The 15,207-nt window shown below is 66.5% G+C and carries 14 protein-coding genes; 13 read left to right on the top strand and 1 reads right to left on the bottom strand.

Annotation, left to right across the window (positions count from 1 at the left end):
• Window positions 1–18 precede the first annotated feature (18 nt).
• From ACSFA7_RS30210 to ACSFA7_RS30155, 12 genes are all read left to right on the top strand, one after another.
• Window positions 19–777 carry an SDR family oxidoreductase gene (locus ACSFA7_RS30210; protein ID WP_435502750.1) on the top strand — a complete coding sequence of 253 codons (759 nt, stop codon included), beginning with the start codon at window positions 19–21 and terminating at the stop codon, window positions 775–777.
• Window positions 778–903: 126 nt separating this feature from the next.
• Window positions 904–1,599: a TetR/AcrR family transcriptional regulator gene (locus ACSFA7_RS30205; protein WP_435502749.1), complete on the top strand. Its 696-nt coding sequence runs from the start codon at window positions 904–906 to the stop codon at window positions 1,597–1,599.
• A gap of 71 nt (window positions 1,600–1,670) precedes the next feature.
• Window positions 1,671–3,467, top strand: coding sequence for an acyl-CoA dehydrogenase C-terminal domain-containing protein (locus ACSFA7_RS30200; protein WP_435502748.1), 1,797 nt, complete (start codon window positions 1,671–1,673; stop codon window positions 3,465–3,467).
• Window positions 3,468–3,506: 39 nt separating this feature from the next.
• Window positions 3,507–3,941, top strand: coding sequence for a DUF2147 domain-containing protein (locus tag ACSFA7_RS30195; protein WP_435502747.1), 435 nt, complete (start codon window positions 3,507–3,509; stop codon window positions 3,939–3,941).
• Window positions 3,942–3,980: 39 nt separating this feature from the next.
• A complete protein-coding gene (locus ACSFA7_RS30190) occupies window positions 3,981–6,380 on the top strand; it encodes a 3-hydroxyacyl-CoA dehydrogenase/enoyl-CoA hydratase family protein (RefSeq protein WP_435502746.1) in 2,400 nt (799 codons plus the stop codon).
• 11 nt (window positions 6,381–6,391) lie between these two features.
• Entirely contained in the window at window positions 6,392–7,591 is a 1,200-nt protein-coding gene (locus tag ACSFA7_RS30185; RefSeq protein ID WP_435502745.1) for an acetyl-CoA C-acyltransferase, read from the top strand.
• Window positions 7,592–7,646: 55 nt separating this feature from the next.
• Window positions 7,647–8,543 (top strand): alpha/beta hydrolase family protein, encoded by an 897-nt coding sequence (locus ACSFA7_RS30180; protein WP_435502744.1) that lies wholly within the window; start codon window positions 7,647–7,649, stop codon window positions 8,541–8,543.
• A gap of 32 nt (window positions 8,544–8,575) precedes the next feature.
• Window positions 8,576–9,412: an acyl-CoA thioesterase gene (locus tag ACSFA7_RS30175; protein ID WP_435502743.1), complete on the top strand. Its 837-nt coding sequence runs from the start codon at window positions 8,576–8,578 to the stop codon at window positions 9,410–9,412.
• A 2-nt stretch (window positions 9,413–9,414) separates the two neighbouring features.
• Window positions 9,415–10,164 carry an SDR family oxidoreductase gene (locus ACSFA7_RS30170; RefSeq protein WP_435502742.1) on the top strand — a complete coding sequence of 250 codons (750 nt, stop codon included), beginning with the start codon at window positions 9,415–9,417 and terminating at the stop codon, window positions 10,162–10,164.
• Between the two features lie 29 nt (window positions 10,165–10,193).
• A complete protein-coding gene (locus tag ACSFA7_RS30165; RefSeq protein ID WP_435502741.1) occupies window positions 10,194–10,787 on the top strand; it encodes a 2-hydroxychromene-2-carboxylate isomerase in 594 nt (197 codons plus the stop codon).
• 40 nt (window positions 10,788–10,827) lie between these two features.
• Window positions 10,828–11,592, top strand: coding sequence for an enoyl-CoA hydratase (locus ACSFA7_RS30160; RefSeq protein ID WP_435502740.1), 765 nt, complete (start codon window positions 10,828–10,830; stop codon window positions 11,590–11,592).
• 146 nt (window positions 11,593–11,738) lie between these two features.
• Complete coding sequence (locus ACSFA7_RS30155) at window positions 11,739–12,896, top strand: ABC transporter substrate-binding protein (protein ID WP_435502739.1); 1,158 nt, start codon at window positions 11,739–11,741, stop codon at window positions 12,894–12,896.
• Between the two features lie 6 nt (window positions 12,897–12,902).
• Here ACSFA7_RS30155 and ACSFA7_RS30150 read toward each other — a convergent pair whose 3' ends face one another.
• A complete protein-coding gene (locus tag ACSFA7_RS30150) occupies window positions 12,903–13,328 on the bottom strand; it encodes an acyl-CoA thioesterase (protein WP_007834091.1) in 426 nt (141 codons plus the stop codon).
• Window positions 13,329–13,369: 41 nt separating this feature from the next.
• Here ACSFA7_RS30150 and ACSFA7_RS30145 point away from each other — a divergent pair, with 41 nt between their 5' ends.
• Window positions 13,370–15,202: an ABCB family ABC transporter ATP-binding protein/permease gene (locus tag ACSFA7_RS30145; protein ID WP_435502779.1), complete on the top strand. Its 1,833-nt coding sequence runs from the start codon at window positions 13,370–13,372 to the stop codon at window positions 15,200–15,202.
• The last annotated feature ends 5 nt before the right edge of the window (window positions 15,203–15,207 follow it).

Raw genomic sequence — 15,207 nt, 5'->3', positions numbered from 1 at the left:
CCCGAAAGGAATTTCTCCATGACATCCGTTCAAGACAACATCAAGGGCAAGGTCGCCATCGTCACCGGCGCGAGCAGCGGCATCGGCGAATCCATGGCGCGCCACCTGGCTGCGCGGGGCGCCAAGGTGGTGCTCGCGGCACGCCGCACCGACCGGCTCGACAAGGTGGTCGCCGAGATCCGCGAGGCCGGCGGCGAAGCCATCGCCGTAGCCACCGACGTGGCGCAACGCGCCGACCTGGAAAAGCTCGCCGCCGCGACCGTCGAAGCCTTTGGCCGCATCGACGTGCTGGTCAACAACGCGGGCGTGATGCCGCTGTCGCCCATCGAGAAGCTCAAGGTCGACGAGTGGGACCGCACCATCGACGTCAACATCAAGGGCGTGCTCTACGGCATCGCCGCGGTGCTGCCGCGCATGCAGGCGCAGGGCAGCGGGCACATCCTGAACGTGGCGTCGATCGCGGGCATCAAGGTGTTCACGCCGATCGGCACCGTGTACAGCGCCACCAAGCATGCAGTGCGTGCCATCTCCGAAGGACTGCGCGTCGAGATGGGCAACAGCGGCGTGCGCGTCACGGTCGTGTCGCCCGGCGCGGTCGAGTCGGAACTGAAGTTCGGCAGCACCGATGCCGAAGCCGCGGCTGGCGTGAAGGCGTTCTACGACGCCAACCAGATCCCGGCCGATGCGATCGCCCGCGCGGTGGTCTATGCGGTGGAGCAGCCGGCGAACGTGGACATCAACGAAGTGGTCGTGCGGCCCGTGTCGCAGGACTTCTGATCGGGGTGGGGCCGGTAGCGGCCCCCTTCGCTTCAATTAACCTTCGGGAATAGAAGGTCATTTGCGGCCAAAAGTGCAAAGCTCCCGCAAAATAGAACGACCGTTCGTTTTATTCGGAGCTCCACGATGTCTGTCAATGCCGTTCCCGCCAAGCCGGCCCGCGCCGCCCAGAAGGGCCAGCAGACCAAGGCCGTGATCGTCGACGCCGCACTGGCGCTGGCTGCGCAGATCGGGCTCGAGGGCCTGTCGATCGGCGCCGTGGCCGAGATCACCAAGATGAGCAAGTCGGGCGTCTTCGCCCACTTCGGCTCCCGCGAGGAGCTGCAGATCTCGGTGGTGCGCGAGTATCACGCACGTTTCGAGCAGGAGGTGTTCTTTCCTGCACTCTCGGCGCCGCGCGGCCTCCCGCGCCTTCGCGCCATGTTCGCCAACTGGATGAAGCGCACCTCGACCGAGATCGACTCGGGCTGCATCTATATCAGCGGCGCTTCCGAATTCGACGATCGTCCGGGCCCGGTGCGCGATGCGCTGGTCGAGTCGGTCAGCATCTGGCAGGCGGCAGTGCTGCGCGCCATCGTGCAGTCGCAGACCGAAGGCCATCTTCGCGCGGATGCCGACGAGCGCCAGGTCGCGTTCGAGATCCACGGCCTCATCCTTGCGCTGCACTACGAAGCCCGTTTCCTGCAGGTGCCCGGCTCCATCGGCCGCGCAACCGTCGGCTTCAACAACATCCTTGCGCGCAGCGCCACGCCCGATGCGCCGGTCGACCCGACCGCTGCCGCACCCGCGCCCGCCGGCCGGCGCCTGAAGCCCGTGCGCTGAGCGCGCGGCACTGTTTCGCTTTCCCCCTTTTTTTCTTTTCATCTATCTAGCTTCGACCAGGAGAGTCCCGGATGCCTACCTACAACCCACCCGTGCGCGACATGCAGTTCGTGCTGCACGAAGTGCTCAACGTCACCGAAGAACTCAAGGCACTCCCGGCGCATGCCGAAACCGACGCCGACACCATCAACGCGGTGATCGAGGAGGCTGGCAAATTCGCCGCCGAAGTGACCTTCCCGCTGAACATCAGCGGCGATGAAGAAGGCTGCGTGCTCGACAAGACCACGCACGAAGTCAAGACGCCCAAGGGCTTCAAGGACGCCTACGCCAAGTACGTCGAAGGCGGCTGGCCCGCGCTGTCGTGCGACCCGGCCTTCGGCGGCCAGGGCCTGCCCTTCGTGGTGAATCAGTGCCTGTTCGAGATGCTCAACAGCGCCAACCAGGCCTGGACCATGTACCCGGGCCTCTCGCACGGCGCGTACGAAGCGCTCGTCGCGCACGGCACCGACGAGCAGAAGAAGACCTACCTGCCCAAGCTCACGACCGGCGAATGGACCGGCACCATGTGCCTGACCGAGCCGCACTGCGGCACCGACCTGGGCCTCCTGCGCACCAAGGCCGAGCCGCAAGCCGACGGCACCTACCGCATCACCGGCAGCAAGATCTTCATCTCGGCCGGAGAGCACGACATGACGGACAACATCATTCACCTGGTGCTGGCCCGCCTGCCGGACGCACCCAAGGGCAGCAAGGGCATCAGCCTGTTCGTGGTGCCCAAGTTCAAGGTGAAGGCCGACGGCTCGCTCGGCGAGCGCAACCCGATCTTCTGTGCGGGCCTGGAGCACAAGATGGGCATCCACGGCAACGCCACCGCGCAGATCGTGATCGAAGGCGCCACCGGCACGCTGGTGGGCGAGCCCAACAAGGGCCTGGCCGCGATGTTCGTGATGATGAATGCCGCGCGCCTGGGCGTGGGCAACCAGTCGCTGGGCCTGACTGAAGTGGCTTACCAGAACGCATTGGCCTACGCCAAGGACCGCATCCAGATGCGCTCGCTCTCGGGCGTGAAGGCCAAGGACAAGGAAGCCGACCCGATCATCGTGCACCCCGACGTGCGCAAGATGCTGCTCACGGCCAAGGCGTATGCCGAAGGCGGCCGTGCGCTGCAGATCTTCTGCACGTTGCTGCTGGACAAGGAACACAACCATCCTGACGAGAAGGTGCGCAAGGACAGTGGCGAACTGGTCGCGTTGCTGACCCCGATCGTCAAGGCCTTCATCACCGACAACGGCCACATCGCGACCAATTCGTGCATGCAGGTGTTCGGCGGCCACGGCTTCATCAAGGAATGGGGCATGGAGCAGTTCGTGCGCGACAACCGCATCAACATGATCTACGAAGGCACCAACACGATCCAGTCGCTGGACCTGCTGGGCCGCAAGGTGCTGGGCAATAACGGCGCATCGCTCAAGAAGTTCGGCAAGCTCGTCGCGAAGCTGGTGGAAGAAGAAGGCGTGAACGAGAAGATGGCCGAGTTCATCAACCCGATCGCGATGCTGGGCGACCAGCTCACCAAGTTCACGACCGAGATCGGCTTCAAGGGCTTCCAGAACCCCGACGAAGTGGGCGCCGCCGCGGTGGACTACCTGCGCGTGGCCGGCCATTTCGTGTTCGGCTACCTGTTCGCCCGCATGGCGCAAGTGGCGCTGCGCGAAATCGCCGCCGGCAACACGGACCCGTTCTACGTTGCCAAGCTGCAGACCGCGCGCTTCTACTTCGCCAAGCTGTTCCCCGAGACCGCGACGCTGATGCGCACCGCGCGCGCCGGCAGCAAGGTCCTGATGGACACCGACGCCGCGCTGGCCTGAGGTCACTGTCTTTCTTCATCGTCCAACCGGGAGCCGTTCATGAAAACGACACTTGCAGCCATCGTCCTCGCCGCCACTTCCTTCACGGCCATGGCACAGAGCACCCCGGTGGGGCTGTGGCGCAACGCCGACGACAAGACCGGCGAGGTCAAGGCCGAGATCCGCATCGCCGAGACCAACGGCGCGCTCAGCGGCCGCATCGAGAAGTCGCTGAAGAAAGACACCAAGCCCGACGCGACCTGCGACGAGTGCAGCGACGACCGCAAGGGCAAGCCCATCACGGGCCTGGAGATCATCCGCGGGGGCAAGAAGACCGAGGGCAAGGACGTCTGGGAAGGCGGCAAGATCCTCGACCCCGAGAACGGCAAGGAATACCGCGCGAGCTTCACGCCCATCGACGGCGGCAAGAAGCTCGAAGTTCGCGGCTACCTCGGCCCCTTCTGGCGCACTCAAACCTGGACCCGCGCGCAGTAAACCTGCCGCGCGTTTTCAACCGAAGAAATACCAAGCAACATGTCCCGATTTCAAGTGAAGAAGGTCGCCGTGCTCGGCGCCGGCGTGATGGGCGCGCAGATTGCGGCCCATCTCGTCAACGTGCGCGTGCCCGTCGTGCTGTTCGACCTGGCCGCCAAGGAAGGCCCGAAGAACGGCATCGTCACGCGCGCCATCGACAACCTCAAGAAGCTCAAGCCCGCGCCCCTCGGCGACGTGGCCGACGCGGGCCTGATCGAACAGGCCAACTACGACGACGACCTTGCCAAGCTCGGCGAGTGCGACCTCATCATCGAAGCCATTGCCGAGCGCATGGACTGGAAGCTCGATCTCTACAAGAAGATCGCGCCGCACGTGGCCAAGCATTCGATCCTCGCCTCGAACACCTCGGGCCTGTCGATCACCAAGCTGAGCGAAGCGTTGCCTGAAGCGCTGAAGCCGCGCTTCTGCGGCATTCACTTCTTCAACCCGCCGCGCTACATGTTCCTGGTGGAGCTGATCAACACGCCCACCACCCAACCCCAGGTGCTCGACGACCTCGAGGCCTTTGTCACCAGCACGCTCGGCAAGGGCGTGGTGCGTGCGCACGACACGCCCAACTTCATCGCCAACCGCGTCGGCATCGCCGGCATGCTGGCCACGCTGAAGGAAGTGGAGAAGTTCGGCTTGACGCCCGACGTGGTGGACGACCTCACCGGCAAGAAGCTGGGCCGCGCGAGCTCCGGCACCTTCCGCACCGCCGACGTGGTGGGCCTGGACACGATGGCCCACGTCGTGAAGACGCTGCAGGACAACCTGAACGCCGAGAGCGATCCGTTCTACGCCAATTTCTCGACGCCGCCGGTGCTCGCCAAGCTGCTCGAGCTGGGCAACCTGGGCCAGAAGACCAAGGCCGGCTTCTTCAAGAAGGTCGGCCGCGACATCCTGCGCTTCGACCTGAAGAGCGGCGAGTACGTGCCCGCCGGTGCGAAGGCCGACGAGGTGTACGGCCGCATGCTCAAGAAGCCCGCGGGCGAACGCCTGAAGCTCCTGCGCGAGAGCGAAGGGCCGCAGGGCCAGTTCCTCTGGGCGATCCTGCGCGACGGCTTCCACTATGCCGCCGTGCACCTGGCCGACATCGCCGAGAGCGCGCGCGACATCGACTTCGCGATGCGCTGGGGCTTCGGCATGAAGCAGGGCCCGTTCGAGCTCTGGCAGGAAGCCGGCTGGGCGCAGGTCGCCAAGTGGGTGCAGGAAGACATCGACGCCGGCAAGGCGCTGAGCAGCGTGCCGCTGCCCAGGTGGGTGTTCGAAGGCGCCGTGGCCAAGGCCGGCGGCGTGCACACGCCCGAAGGCTCGTGGAGCGCATCGCAGGGCCAGTTCGTTCCGCAACGCAAGCTCCCGGTGCACGACCGCCAGCTGTTCCCCGAGAGCGTGCTCGGCGCGAACGCGCCCGATGCCAACACCGCCGGCACGACGATCAGCGACGAAGGCGATGTGCGCGTGTGGACGCTCGACGGTGAAGTGCTCATCGCGAGCATCCATTCGAAGATGCACGCCATCAGCCCCGACGTGGCCGAAGCGCTGGGCGCCGCGGTCGACCTGGCCGAGGCTGAATACAAGGGCCTGGTGATCTGGTCGCCCGACGAGATGTTCTCGGTCGGCGCCGACCTGCAGGCGATGCTGCCGGCCTTCGTGGTCGCGGGCATCGGCGCGGTCGAAGGCGCCGAAGAAGAACTGCAGAACGTGATGCTCAAGATCCGCTATGCCAGCGTGCCGGTCGTGTCGGCCGTGCGCGGCCTGGCCCTGGGCGGCGGCTGCGAACTGGCCGTGTATTCGGCCAAGCGCGTGGCTGCGATGGAAAGCTACATCGGCCTGGTCGAAGTGGGCGTGGGCCTGATCCCTGGCGCGGGCGGCCTGACCTACATCGCGCGCCGCGCTGCGGAGAACGCATCGGCCTCGACGGGCACCGACCTGCTGCCCTTCCTCACCGAAGGCTTCACCGCCGCGGCGATGGCCAAGGTCGGCACCGGCGCGCTCGATTCGAAGAAGCTGGGCTACCTGCTCGACAGCGACGTGATCGTGCCGAACAAGGACGAGCTGCTCTACGTGGCATTGCAGCAGGCGAAGGCCATGGCCGACGCGGGCTACCGCGCACCGCTGCGCCGCACCTTCCGCGTGGCGGGCCGCAGCGGCGCCGCGACGATCAAGGGCCAGCTGGTGAACATGCGCGACGGCGGCTTCATCAGCGCGCACGACTTCCACATTGCCAGCCTGATCGCGAACGTGGTCACCGGCGGCGACGTGGATGCGGGCTCGCTCGTGACCGAGGAATACCTGATGACGCTGGAACGCAAGGCGTTCTGCTCGCTCATCGTGCATCCCAAGACGCAGGAGCGGATCATGGGGATGCTCAGCACCGGCAAGCCAGTGCGCAACTAAGGACAGATTTCATGAGCAAGCAAGTACAAGACGCCTACATCGTCTCCGCCACCCGCACGCCCATCGGCAAGTCGCACCGCGGCTACTTCCGCAACTACCGTCCCGACGACCTGCTCGCGACGACGCTGAAGGCGGCACTGGCCGCCGTGCCCGGCCTCGACCCCAAGGCCATCGAAGACATCATCTGCGGCTGCGCGATTCCCGAATCACAGCAGGGCCTGAACGTCGCGCGCATCGGCGCGGTGCTGGCGGGCCTGCCGACCAGCATCGGCGGCATCACCGTCAACCGCTTCTGCGCTTCGGGTCTGTCGGCCGTGCAGATGGCCGCGGACCGCATCCGCGTCGGCGAGGCCGACGTGATGATCGCGGCCGGCGTCGAGAGCATGAGCATGGTGCCGATGATGGGCAACTCGCCGTCGCTGTCGCCTTCCATCTTCGAGCGCGAGGGCGACGTGGGCATTGCCTACGGCATGGGTCTCACGGCCGAGAAGGTCGCGCAGCAGTGGAAGGTGAGCCGCGAGGCGCAGGACGAATTCGCGCTGGCCTCGCACCAGAAGGCACTGGCGGCGCAGAAGGCCGGCAAGTTCGCGGACGAGATCACGCCCATCGAAGTGACCGACCGCACGCCGAACCTGGAGACGGGTGAGTCGATTGCCAAGACCCGCACCGTGAACCTCGACGAAGGCGCGCGCCCCGACACCAGCATCGAAGGCCTCGCCAAGCTGCGCACCGTGTTCGCCGCGCGCGGCACCGTGACGGCCGGCAACAGCTCGCAGACCTCCGACGGCGCGGGCGCGCTGATCCTGGCGAGCGAGAAGGCGGTCAAGCAATACGGCCTCACGCCGCTCGCGCGCTTCGTGAGCTTCGCGAGCAAGGGCGTGCCGCCGCACATCATGGGCATCGGCCCGATCGAGGCGATTCCGGCCGCGCTGCGCTATGCCGGCTTGAAGCACGAAGACATCGACTGGTTCGAACTCAACGAAGCCTTCGCCGCGCAATCGCTCGCGGTGATCAACACGCTGGGGCTCGATCCGTCGAAGGTCAACCCGATGGGCGGCGCGATTGCGCTGGGCCATCCGCTCGGCGCAACCGGCGCGATCCGCGCGGCGACCGTGGTGCACGCGCTGCGCCGCGAGAACCTGAAGTACGGCATGGTCACGATGTGCGTGGGCATGGGGCAGGGCGCTGCGGGCATCTTCGAACGCGTCTGATCGGCAACGCGCAAGGCACCACGGCGAGTGCCTGCGCAACGAAGGAGACAACTTCATGCAGACGCAGCAGCTCCCGGTCGACGGCGGCATGCAACTGGCGGTTCGCCGCTACGAGCCCGCCGGCGCACCGCGCGCCAGCATCGTGATCGGTGGCGCCATGGGCGTGCGCCAGTCGTTCTACGAACCCTTCGCGCAATGGCTCGCCCAGCAGGGCCTGCACGTCTGGACCTTCGACTACCGCGGCTCCGGCGAATCGCTTGGCGATGCACCGCTGCGCGGCTTCAAGGCCGACCTGTTCGACTGGGCACGTGACTACGAAGCGGTGATCGACACCGCCAAGGCCGCGCTGCCCGACCAACCGCTCTACCTGCTGGGCCACAGCCTCGGCGCGCAGCTGCCGGGCTTCCTGCAGCGTCCCGAGCAGGTGGCCGGCCTCGTCAGCATCGCGGCCGGCAGCGGCTACTGGCGCGAGAACGCGCCGAAGCTGCGGCGCAGCATCCTCTATTTCTGGTTCGTGCTGGTGCCGTTGGTCACGCGGCTGTGCGGCTACTTCCCTGGCCGCAAGTTGAAGAAGGTCGGTGACTTGCCGCGCGGCGTGATCCTGCAATGGCGCCGGTGGTGCCTGAACCCGCGCTACAGCCTGGGCGCCGAAGGCGACATGGCGGCACGCAGCTATGGGCGCGTGCGCTTTCCAGTGCTCGCGCTGTCGATCACCGACGACGAGCTCATGACGCTCGCGGGCACCGAGAGCCTCGTGAGCTTCTATGCGGGCGCGCCGAGCGCGGTCGAGCGCATCGCGCCGGCCGACGTGCAGGCGCGGCGCATCGGTCACTTCGGCTTCTTCCGCGAACAATTCAGCCAGAGCCTGTGGCCGAGCATGGTCGACAAGCTGCACAGGCTCGCGGCACTTACCGCGGTGCAGCAAGCCAACGTCCCGCACACGACTGCGTGACGCCATCCTCCGGAGGCACACTGCAAGTCACCATGAGCACGCAACACCCCTTCGACAAAGCCCTGGCCCTGCACCACAGCGACATCCGCGTGGGCCACTTCACGGGCATGACCAGCCCCGACTACTGGAACATGGTCGGTCCCTTCGGCGGCACCACCGCGGCCCTCGCGCTGCAGGCGGTGCTGCGGCATCCCGACCTGCTCGGCACGCCGATCGCGCTGACCGTCAACTACGCGGCCGCGCTCGAAGCCGGCGCGTTCGACATCCAGGCCACGGCCGTGCGCACCAACCGTTCGACGCAGCACTGGACCGTGCAGATCACGCAGGCCGGCGCAAGCGGCGCGCCCAACATGACCACCACCGCCACCGTGGTGACGGCCGCGCGCCGCGACACTTGGGGCGAGAACGACATGCCGATGCCCGAGGAAGCCCCCAGGCCCGAGACGGTCGACCGCATGAGCATCGGCCCCTCGGGCGTGGCCTGGATCAACCAGTACGAGATGCGCCCGTTCAGCGGCGGCATTCCCGCGAAGTGGGACGGAAACCTGCAGCACAGCGAAACCCGCATCTGGCTGCGCGATGCCCAGCCGCGTCCACTGGACTTTCCTTCGCTCGCCGCGATGAGCGACATGTTCTATCCGCGCGTGTGGCTGCGTCGCGCCAAGCATGTGCCGGCGGGCACGGTGTCGATCACCACCTACTTCCACGCCGGGCTGGAGCAACTGGCCGAGGTCGGCACGGGCTACCTGCTGGGCCGCGCTGCGGGGCAACAGTTCTTCAACGGATTCTTCGACCAGACGGCGCATCTGTGGAGCGAGAAGGGCGTACTGCTCGCGACCTCCAACCAGATCGTCTATTACAAGGAATAGCCATGGCCACTCTCCAGAAAGCCGCGCTCATCGTCGGCGCAGGCGATGCCACCGGCGGCGCCATCGCCCGCCGCTTCGCGCGCGAGGGCTATGCCGCTTGCGTCACGCGGCGCAGCCTGGACAAGCTGCAACCGCTGGTCGCGCAGATCGAGGCCGATGGCGGCCGCGCCCATGCGTTCGCTTGCGATGCACGCAAGGAAGAAGAAGTGGTCGCGCTCATCGAGCAGATCGAATCCACCGTCGGCCCCATCGAGGTGATGGTGTTCAACATTGGCGCCAACGTGCCCGAGAGCATCCTCACGGAGACCGCGCGCAAGTACTTCAAGGTGTGGGAGATGGCCTGTTTCTCGGGCTTCCTCAACGGGCGCGAAGTGGCCAAGCGCATGGTGGCGCGCGAAGTGCCCAAGGGCGGGCATCGCGGCACGATCATCTTCACCGGTGCCACCGCATCGCTTCGCGGTGCAGCGAACTTCGGTGCCTTCTCGGGCGCGAAGATGGCGCTGCGCGCGCTGGCCCAGTCGATGGCGCGCGAACTGGGACCGCAAGGCATTCACGTCGCGCATGTGGTGGTCGACGGCGCCATCGACACCGAATTCATCCGCAGCAACTTCCCCGAGCGCTATGCGCTCAAGGAGAGCGACGGCATCCTGAACCCGGACCACATCGCGGACAGCTACTGGATGCTGCATTCGCAGCCGCGCGATGCGTGGACGCACGAGCTGGACCTGCGGCCCTGGTCCGAGAAGTTCTGACAAACAAATCAAAAGATCCGGAGACGCCCATGACAAAGACCGTCGAGTTCTATTTCGACTTCGGCAGCCCCGCCGCCTACCTGGCCGCCACGCAGCTGCCGCACGTATGCGCCGACACCGGTGCCGAGCTGGTGTGGAAGCCCATGTTGCTGGGCGGCGTGTTCCAGGCCACGGGCAATCATTCGCCCGCGGAGATCAAGCCCAAGGGCCCGTACATGAACATCGACCTGAAGCGCTTCGCCAGGCGCTACGGCGTGCCGTTCGTGCACAACCCGCACTTCCCTATCAACACGCTGCTGCTGATGCGCGGTGCGACCGGCATCCAGATGAAGGAGCCGGGGCGTTTTGGTGCGTACGTCGATGCGGTCTACCACGCGATGTGGGTCGAGCCGCAGAACCTCGGCGACCCCGCCACCGTCGGCGCGGTGCTTCAGAATGCGGGCTTCGACGCCACCGCCTTGCTCGCGCTGGCCGGCGCGCAGGACGTGAAAGACCGCCTCAAGGCCGTCACGCAGGAAGCCGTGGAGCGCGGCGTGTTCGGCGCTCCCACCATGTTCGTCGGCGACCAGATGTTCTGGGGGCAGGACCGCCTCGATTTCGTGCGCGAAGCCCTCGACGCCTGAGCGCGTCGCCAACCACCGTTTTTACCCAAGGACCATTCCCATGAGCGACATCCTCGTCCACACCGAAGCCGGTGTGATGACCATCACCTTCAACCGCGTCGACAAGAAGAACTCCATCACCAGCAGCATGTACGCCGAGCTGGCCGATGCGCTGGCCACGGCCGAGAGCGAAGCGGCCGTGCGCTGCGTGCTGATCCAGGGCGACCCGACGATCTTCAGCGCGGGCAACGACATCGGCGACTTCCTCAACGCGCCGCCTGCCACGCAGGAGTCGCCGGTGTTCCGGTTCCTCCGCGGCATTGCCACCTTCCCCAAGCCCATCGTCGCGTCGGTCTGCGGCCCGGCCGTGGGTATCGGCACGACGATGCTGTTCCATTGCGACCTCGTCTACGCGGGCGACAACGCCGCGTTCTCGATGCCGTTCGTGAACCTGGGCCTGTGCCCCGAGGCGGCATCGAGCCTGCTCGTGCCGCAGATGCTGGGCTACCACCGCGCGGCCGAGGCGCTGCTGCTGGGCGAACCTTTCATGGCCGAGGCCGCGCTCGAAGTGGGCCTGGTCAACCGCGTGGTGCCACCGACCGAAGCCAACGGCATCGCGCAGACGCAGGCCCGCAAGCTCGCGGCCAAGCCGCTGAGTGCGCTGGTCGAGACCAAGCGCCTGCTGAAGAAGGGGCAGTTGCCGGCCGTGCTCGAGCGCATGAGCGAAGAGGGCGCGAGCTTCGGCCGCATGCTGCGCGAGCCGGCGGCCAAGGAGGCATTCGGCGCGTTCATGGAGAAGCGGAAGCCCGATTTCTCGAAGGTCTGAGGGTTCCTCCCGCGTTGGCCTGCAGACAGTGGCCCTTTACACTGTTTGCCGTGCAAGTTTTCAAGACAAGACCGCCCGAAACGCCCAACCAGCGGGCATGTAATGCTACTGAAAAAGTAGCATTCGACCCCGCGCGCAGGCGTACTTTGGGCTTGCTTGCGGGCACTCTGGCGGCGCCTTCCGTGGTCCTCGCGCGGGTTCGCCCGCTGCGCATCGGCGTCATCGGTTCCTGGTCCGGCCCCTACGCGGGCGGCGGGCGCCAGTTCGATGCGGGCATGTCGGTCTGGCTGGCCGCGCACAACCAGCAGATCGCGGGACGGCCGGTGGAACTGCTGCGCCGCGACGTGCCGGGCAGCGCGCCCGAGCAGGCGCGCCGCAATGCACAGGATCTCGTGGAGAACGAGCGCGTCGATCTGCTCGCCGGCCTGGACTTCAGCTCCAACGCCTACGCCGTCGGCACCGTCGCCGTGCAGGCGAAGCTGCCGCTGGTGGTGATGAACGCGGCGTCCTCGGGCATCACGGCGCGCTGTCCCTATGCCGTGCGGCTGTCGTTCACCATCGCCCAGGTCACGCTGCCGCTCGCGCGCTGGGCGCTGCAGCAGGGCCTGCGCGACGTCTGCACCGTGGTGGCCGACTACGCCTCGGGCGTCGATGCCGAAAGCGCCTTCGTCGCGGGCATCACCGCCGGCGGCGGGCAGGTCGGCGCGATGCTGCGGGTGCCGCTCAACACGCTCGATTACTCGGCCTACATGCTGCGGCTGCGCGAACTCAAGCCGCAGGCGGTGTTTTTCTTCCTGCCCTCGGGGCAGATGCCGGCGACGTTCCTGAAGTTCTGGCGCGACCGCGGCATGGCCGACACCGGCATCCGCCTGCTCGCGACCGGCGACGCCACCGACGACCACTACCTCGAAGGCATCGGCGAACTGGCCGACGGACTCGTGACCAGCCACCACTACTCGTTCGCGCATGAATCGCCGGCCAACCGCCGCTTCACGGGCGTCTTCGAGACGGAATACGGCAGCCATCTGCGGCCGGGCTATTTCGCGGTGGCGGCGCACGATGCGCTTGCGGCCATCGATGCCGCGATGACCTCGCCTGGCGTGCGCGGCAATGCGAGCGGGGAACGGCTGGTCGACGCCTTCCGCGGCCTCAAGTTCGAGAGCCCGCGCGGCCCGATCGAGATCGACGCCCACACCCGTGACATCGTGCAGACCGTCTACATCCGTCGCACCGAGCGGCGCGACGGGCGCTGGGTCAACCGCGAGTTCGAGCGCTTCGAGCGCGTGCGCGATCCGGGCGTCTGAGCCCGTTCAGGGCTGCTGTTCGATGACGCGCGGCCGGCCGTTGTCGTCGATCGCCACGTAGGTGAAGGTGGCCTGGGTCACCTTGATGTACTCGCCCTGCGCCCGGAAACGCTCGGCGAACACCTCGACCGTCACCGTGACCGAGGTGCGCCCGATGCGCACCAGCTTCGAATAGAACGAGAGGATGTCGCCCAGCCGCACCGGCTGCTTGAAGATGAACTCGTTGACCGCCACCGTGGCCTGCCGGCCCTTGGCGTAGCGCGCCGGAATCACCGAGCCGGCCAGGTCGCACTGGGCCATGACCCAGCCGCCGAAGATGTCGCCGTTGGCATTGCAATCGGCCGGCATCGGGATGACCTTGAGCACCAGCTCCATGTCGGTGGGCAGGCTTTTGAGGGTCGCTGCGGCGGCAGCACTGGAAGTATCTGACATGGGCACAATCTGGCAACAAACAACAACCACGATTGTCCCTCATGCGCCGCAGCGGCGAAGCCCTTCCTCCTTCCCCTACCGTCTCCGGCCACCCGCCGGCGAAAAGCGACCGTTCCGACTGGGCGACGCTGCGCCGCCTCTTCCCCTACCTCTGGCAGTACAAATGGCGCGTGATGGCCGCGCTCGCGTTCATGGTGGGTGCCAAGGTGGCCAACGTGGGTGTGCCGGTGCTGCTGAAGAACCTCATCGACACGATGACGCCCAAGCCCGACATGGCGCAGGCGCTCCTGATCGTGCCGATCGGGCTGCTGCTGGCCTACGGGCTGCTGCGCTTCTCGACCGCGCTCTTCGGCGAGCTGCGGGAGTTGATCTTCGCCAAGGCCACCGAGGGCACGGCGCGGCAGATCGCGCTGGAGGTGTTCGGCCACCTGCATTCGCTGAGCCTGCGCTTCCACCTGGAGCGCCAGACCGGCGGCATGACCCGCGACATCGAGCGCGGCACGCGCGGCGTGCACTCGCTCATCTCGATGTCGCTCTACAGCATCGTGCCGACCATCATCGAGCTGGTGCTGGTGCTCACGATCCTGGGCGTGAAGTTCGACTCGCTGTTCGTCTGGATCACGGCCGCCGCGCTGGTGCTGTACATCACCTTCACGGTCACGGTGACCGAGTGGCGCACCCAGTTCCGCAAGACCATGAACGAGCTCGACTCGGCGGCCCAGAGCCGCGCGGTCGATTCGCTCCTGAACTACGAGACGGTCAAGTACTTCAACAACGAGGAGTTCGAGGCCAAGCGCTACGACGCAAGCCTCGACCGCTACCGCAAGGCCGCCATCAAGAGCCAGCGCACGCTGAGCATGCTCAACACCGGGCAGCAGCTGCTGATTGCCATCAGCCTGGTGCTGATGCTGTGGCGCGCCACCTCGGGGGTGGTCGAAGGGCGCATGACGCTGGGCGACCTGGTGATGGTCAACGCCTTCATGATCCAGCTCTACATTCCGCTCAACTTCCTGGGCGTGATCTACCGCGAGATCAAGCAGAGCCTGACCGACCTGGACAAGATGTTTGTCTTGATGGAGAAGGAGCGCGAGGTGCGCGATGCGCCCGGGGCGCAGCCCCTGGCGGGCGCTGACTCCACCATTCGCTTCGAGGACGTCAGCTTCGCCTACGAACCCGCGCGCCCCATCCTCAAGCATGTGAGCTTCGAGATTCCGGCCGGCAAGACGGTGGCCGTCGTTGGCCCGTCGGGCTCGGGCAAGTCCACGCTGGCGCGGCTGCTCTACCGCTTCTACGACGTGCAGCAAGGCCGCATCACCATCGGCGGCGAGGACATCCGCGAAGTCACCCAGTCGAGCGTGCGCCGGGCGATCGGCATCGTGCCGCAGGACACGGTGCTCTTCAACGACACGGTCGAATACAACATCGCATACGGCCGCCCCGGTGCGACGCGCGAAGAGGTGGAAGGCGCAGCGCGGGCCGCGCGCATTCACGACTTCATCTCGGCCACGCCCGCGGGCTACGAGACGACCGTGGGCGAGCGCGGGCTCAAGCTCTCGGGCGGGGAGAAGCAGCGCGTGGCCATCGCGCGCACGCTCCTGAAGAACCCGCCGATCGTGATCTTCGACGAGGCCACCTCGGCACTCGATTCGGCCAACGAACGCGCCATTCAGTCGGAGCTCAAGAGCGCCGCGCAGGACAAGACCACGCTGGTCATCGCGCACCGCTTGTCGACCGTGGTCGATGCGCACGAGATCCTGGTGCTCGAATCCGGCGTGATCGTCGAGCGCGGCACGCACGGCGAGCTGCTCGCAAAACAAGGCCGCTACGCCCAGATGTGGGCTTTGCAGAAGAGCGAAGCAGCACCTTTGCTCTAGCCCGA

Source organism: Variovorax trehalosi (assembly GCF_051216415.1).
GTDB lineage: Bacteria > Pseudomonadota > Gammaproteobacteria > Burkholderiales > Burkholderiaceae_C > Variovorax.
Note: the sequence above shows the minus strand (reverse complement) of the source record. Positions and strands in the feature narration are given on the sequence as shown.

Bases quoted from the DNA above. Each gene is read 5' to 3' on its own strand.
- ACSFA7_RS30210 (WP_435502750.1), top strand. From the start codon at position 19: ATGACATCCGTTCAAGACAACATCAAGGGCAAGGTCGCCATCGTCACC.
- ACSFA7_RS30205 (WP_435502749.1), top strand. From the start codon at position 904: ATGTCTGTCAATGCCGTTCCCGCCAAGCCGGCCCGCGCCGCCCAGAAG.
- ACSFA7_RS30200 (WP_435502748.1), top strand. From the start codon at position 1,671: ATGCCTACCTACAACCCACCCGTGCGCGACATGCAGTTCGTGCTGCAC.
- ACSFA7_RS30195 (WP_435502747.1), top strand. From the start codon at position 3,507: ATGAAAACGACACTTGCAGCCATCGTCCTCGCCGCCACTTCCTTCACG.
- ACSFA7_RS30190 (WP_435502746.1), top strand. From the start codon at position 3,981: ATGTCCCGATTTCAAGTGAAGAAGGTCGCCGTGCTCGGCGCCGGCGTG.
- ACSFA7_RS30185 (WP_435502745.1), top strand. From the start codon at position 6,392: ATGAGCAAGCAAGTACAAGACGCCTACATCGTCTCCGCCACCCGCACG.
- ACSFA7_RS30180 (WP_435502744.1), top strand. From the start codon at position 7,647: ATGCAGACGCAGCAGCTCCCGGTCGACGGCGGCATGCAACTGGCGGTT.
- ACSFA7_RS30175 (WP_435502743.1), top strand. From the start codon at position 8,576: ATGAGCACGCAACACCCCTTCGACAAAGCCCTGGCCCTGCACCACAGC.
- ACSFA7_RS30170 (WP_435502742.1), top strand. From the start codon at position 9,415: ATGGCCACTCTCCAGAAAGCCGCGCTCATCGTCGGCGCAGGCGATGCC.
- ACSFA7_RS30165 (WP_435502741.1), top strand. From the start codon at position 10,194: ATGACAAAGACCGTCGAGTTCTATTTCGACTTCGGCAGCCCCGCCGCC.
- ACSFA7_RS30160 (WP_435502740.1), top strand. From the start codon at position 10,828: ATGAGCGACATCCTCGTCCACACCGAAGCCGGTGTGATGACCATCACC.
- ACSFA7_RS30150 (WP_007834091.1), bottom strand. From the start codon at position 13,328: ATGTCAGATACTTCCAGTGCTGCCGCCGCAGCGACCCTCAAAAGCCTG.
- ACSFA7_RS30145 (WP_435502779.1), top strand. From the start codon at position 13,370: ATGCGCCGCAGCGGCGAAGCCCTTCCTCCTTCCCCTACCGTCTCCGGC.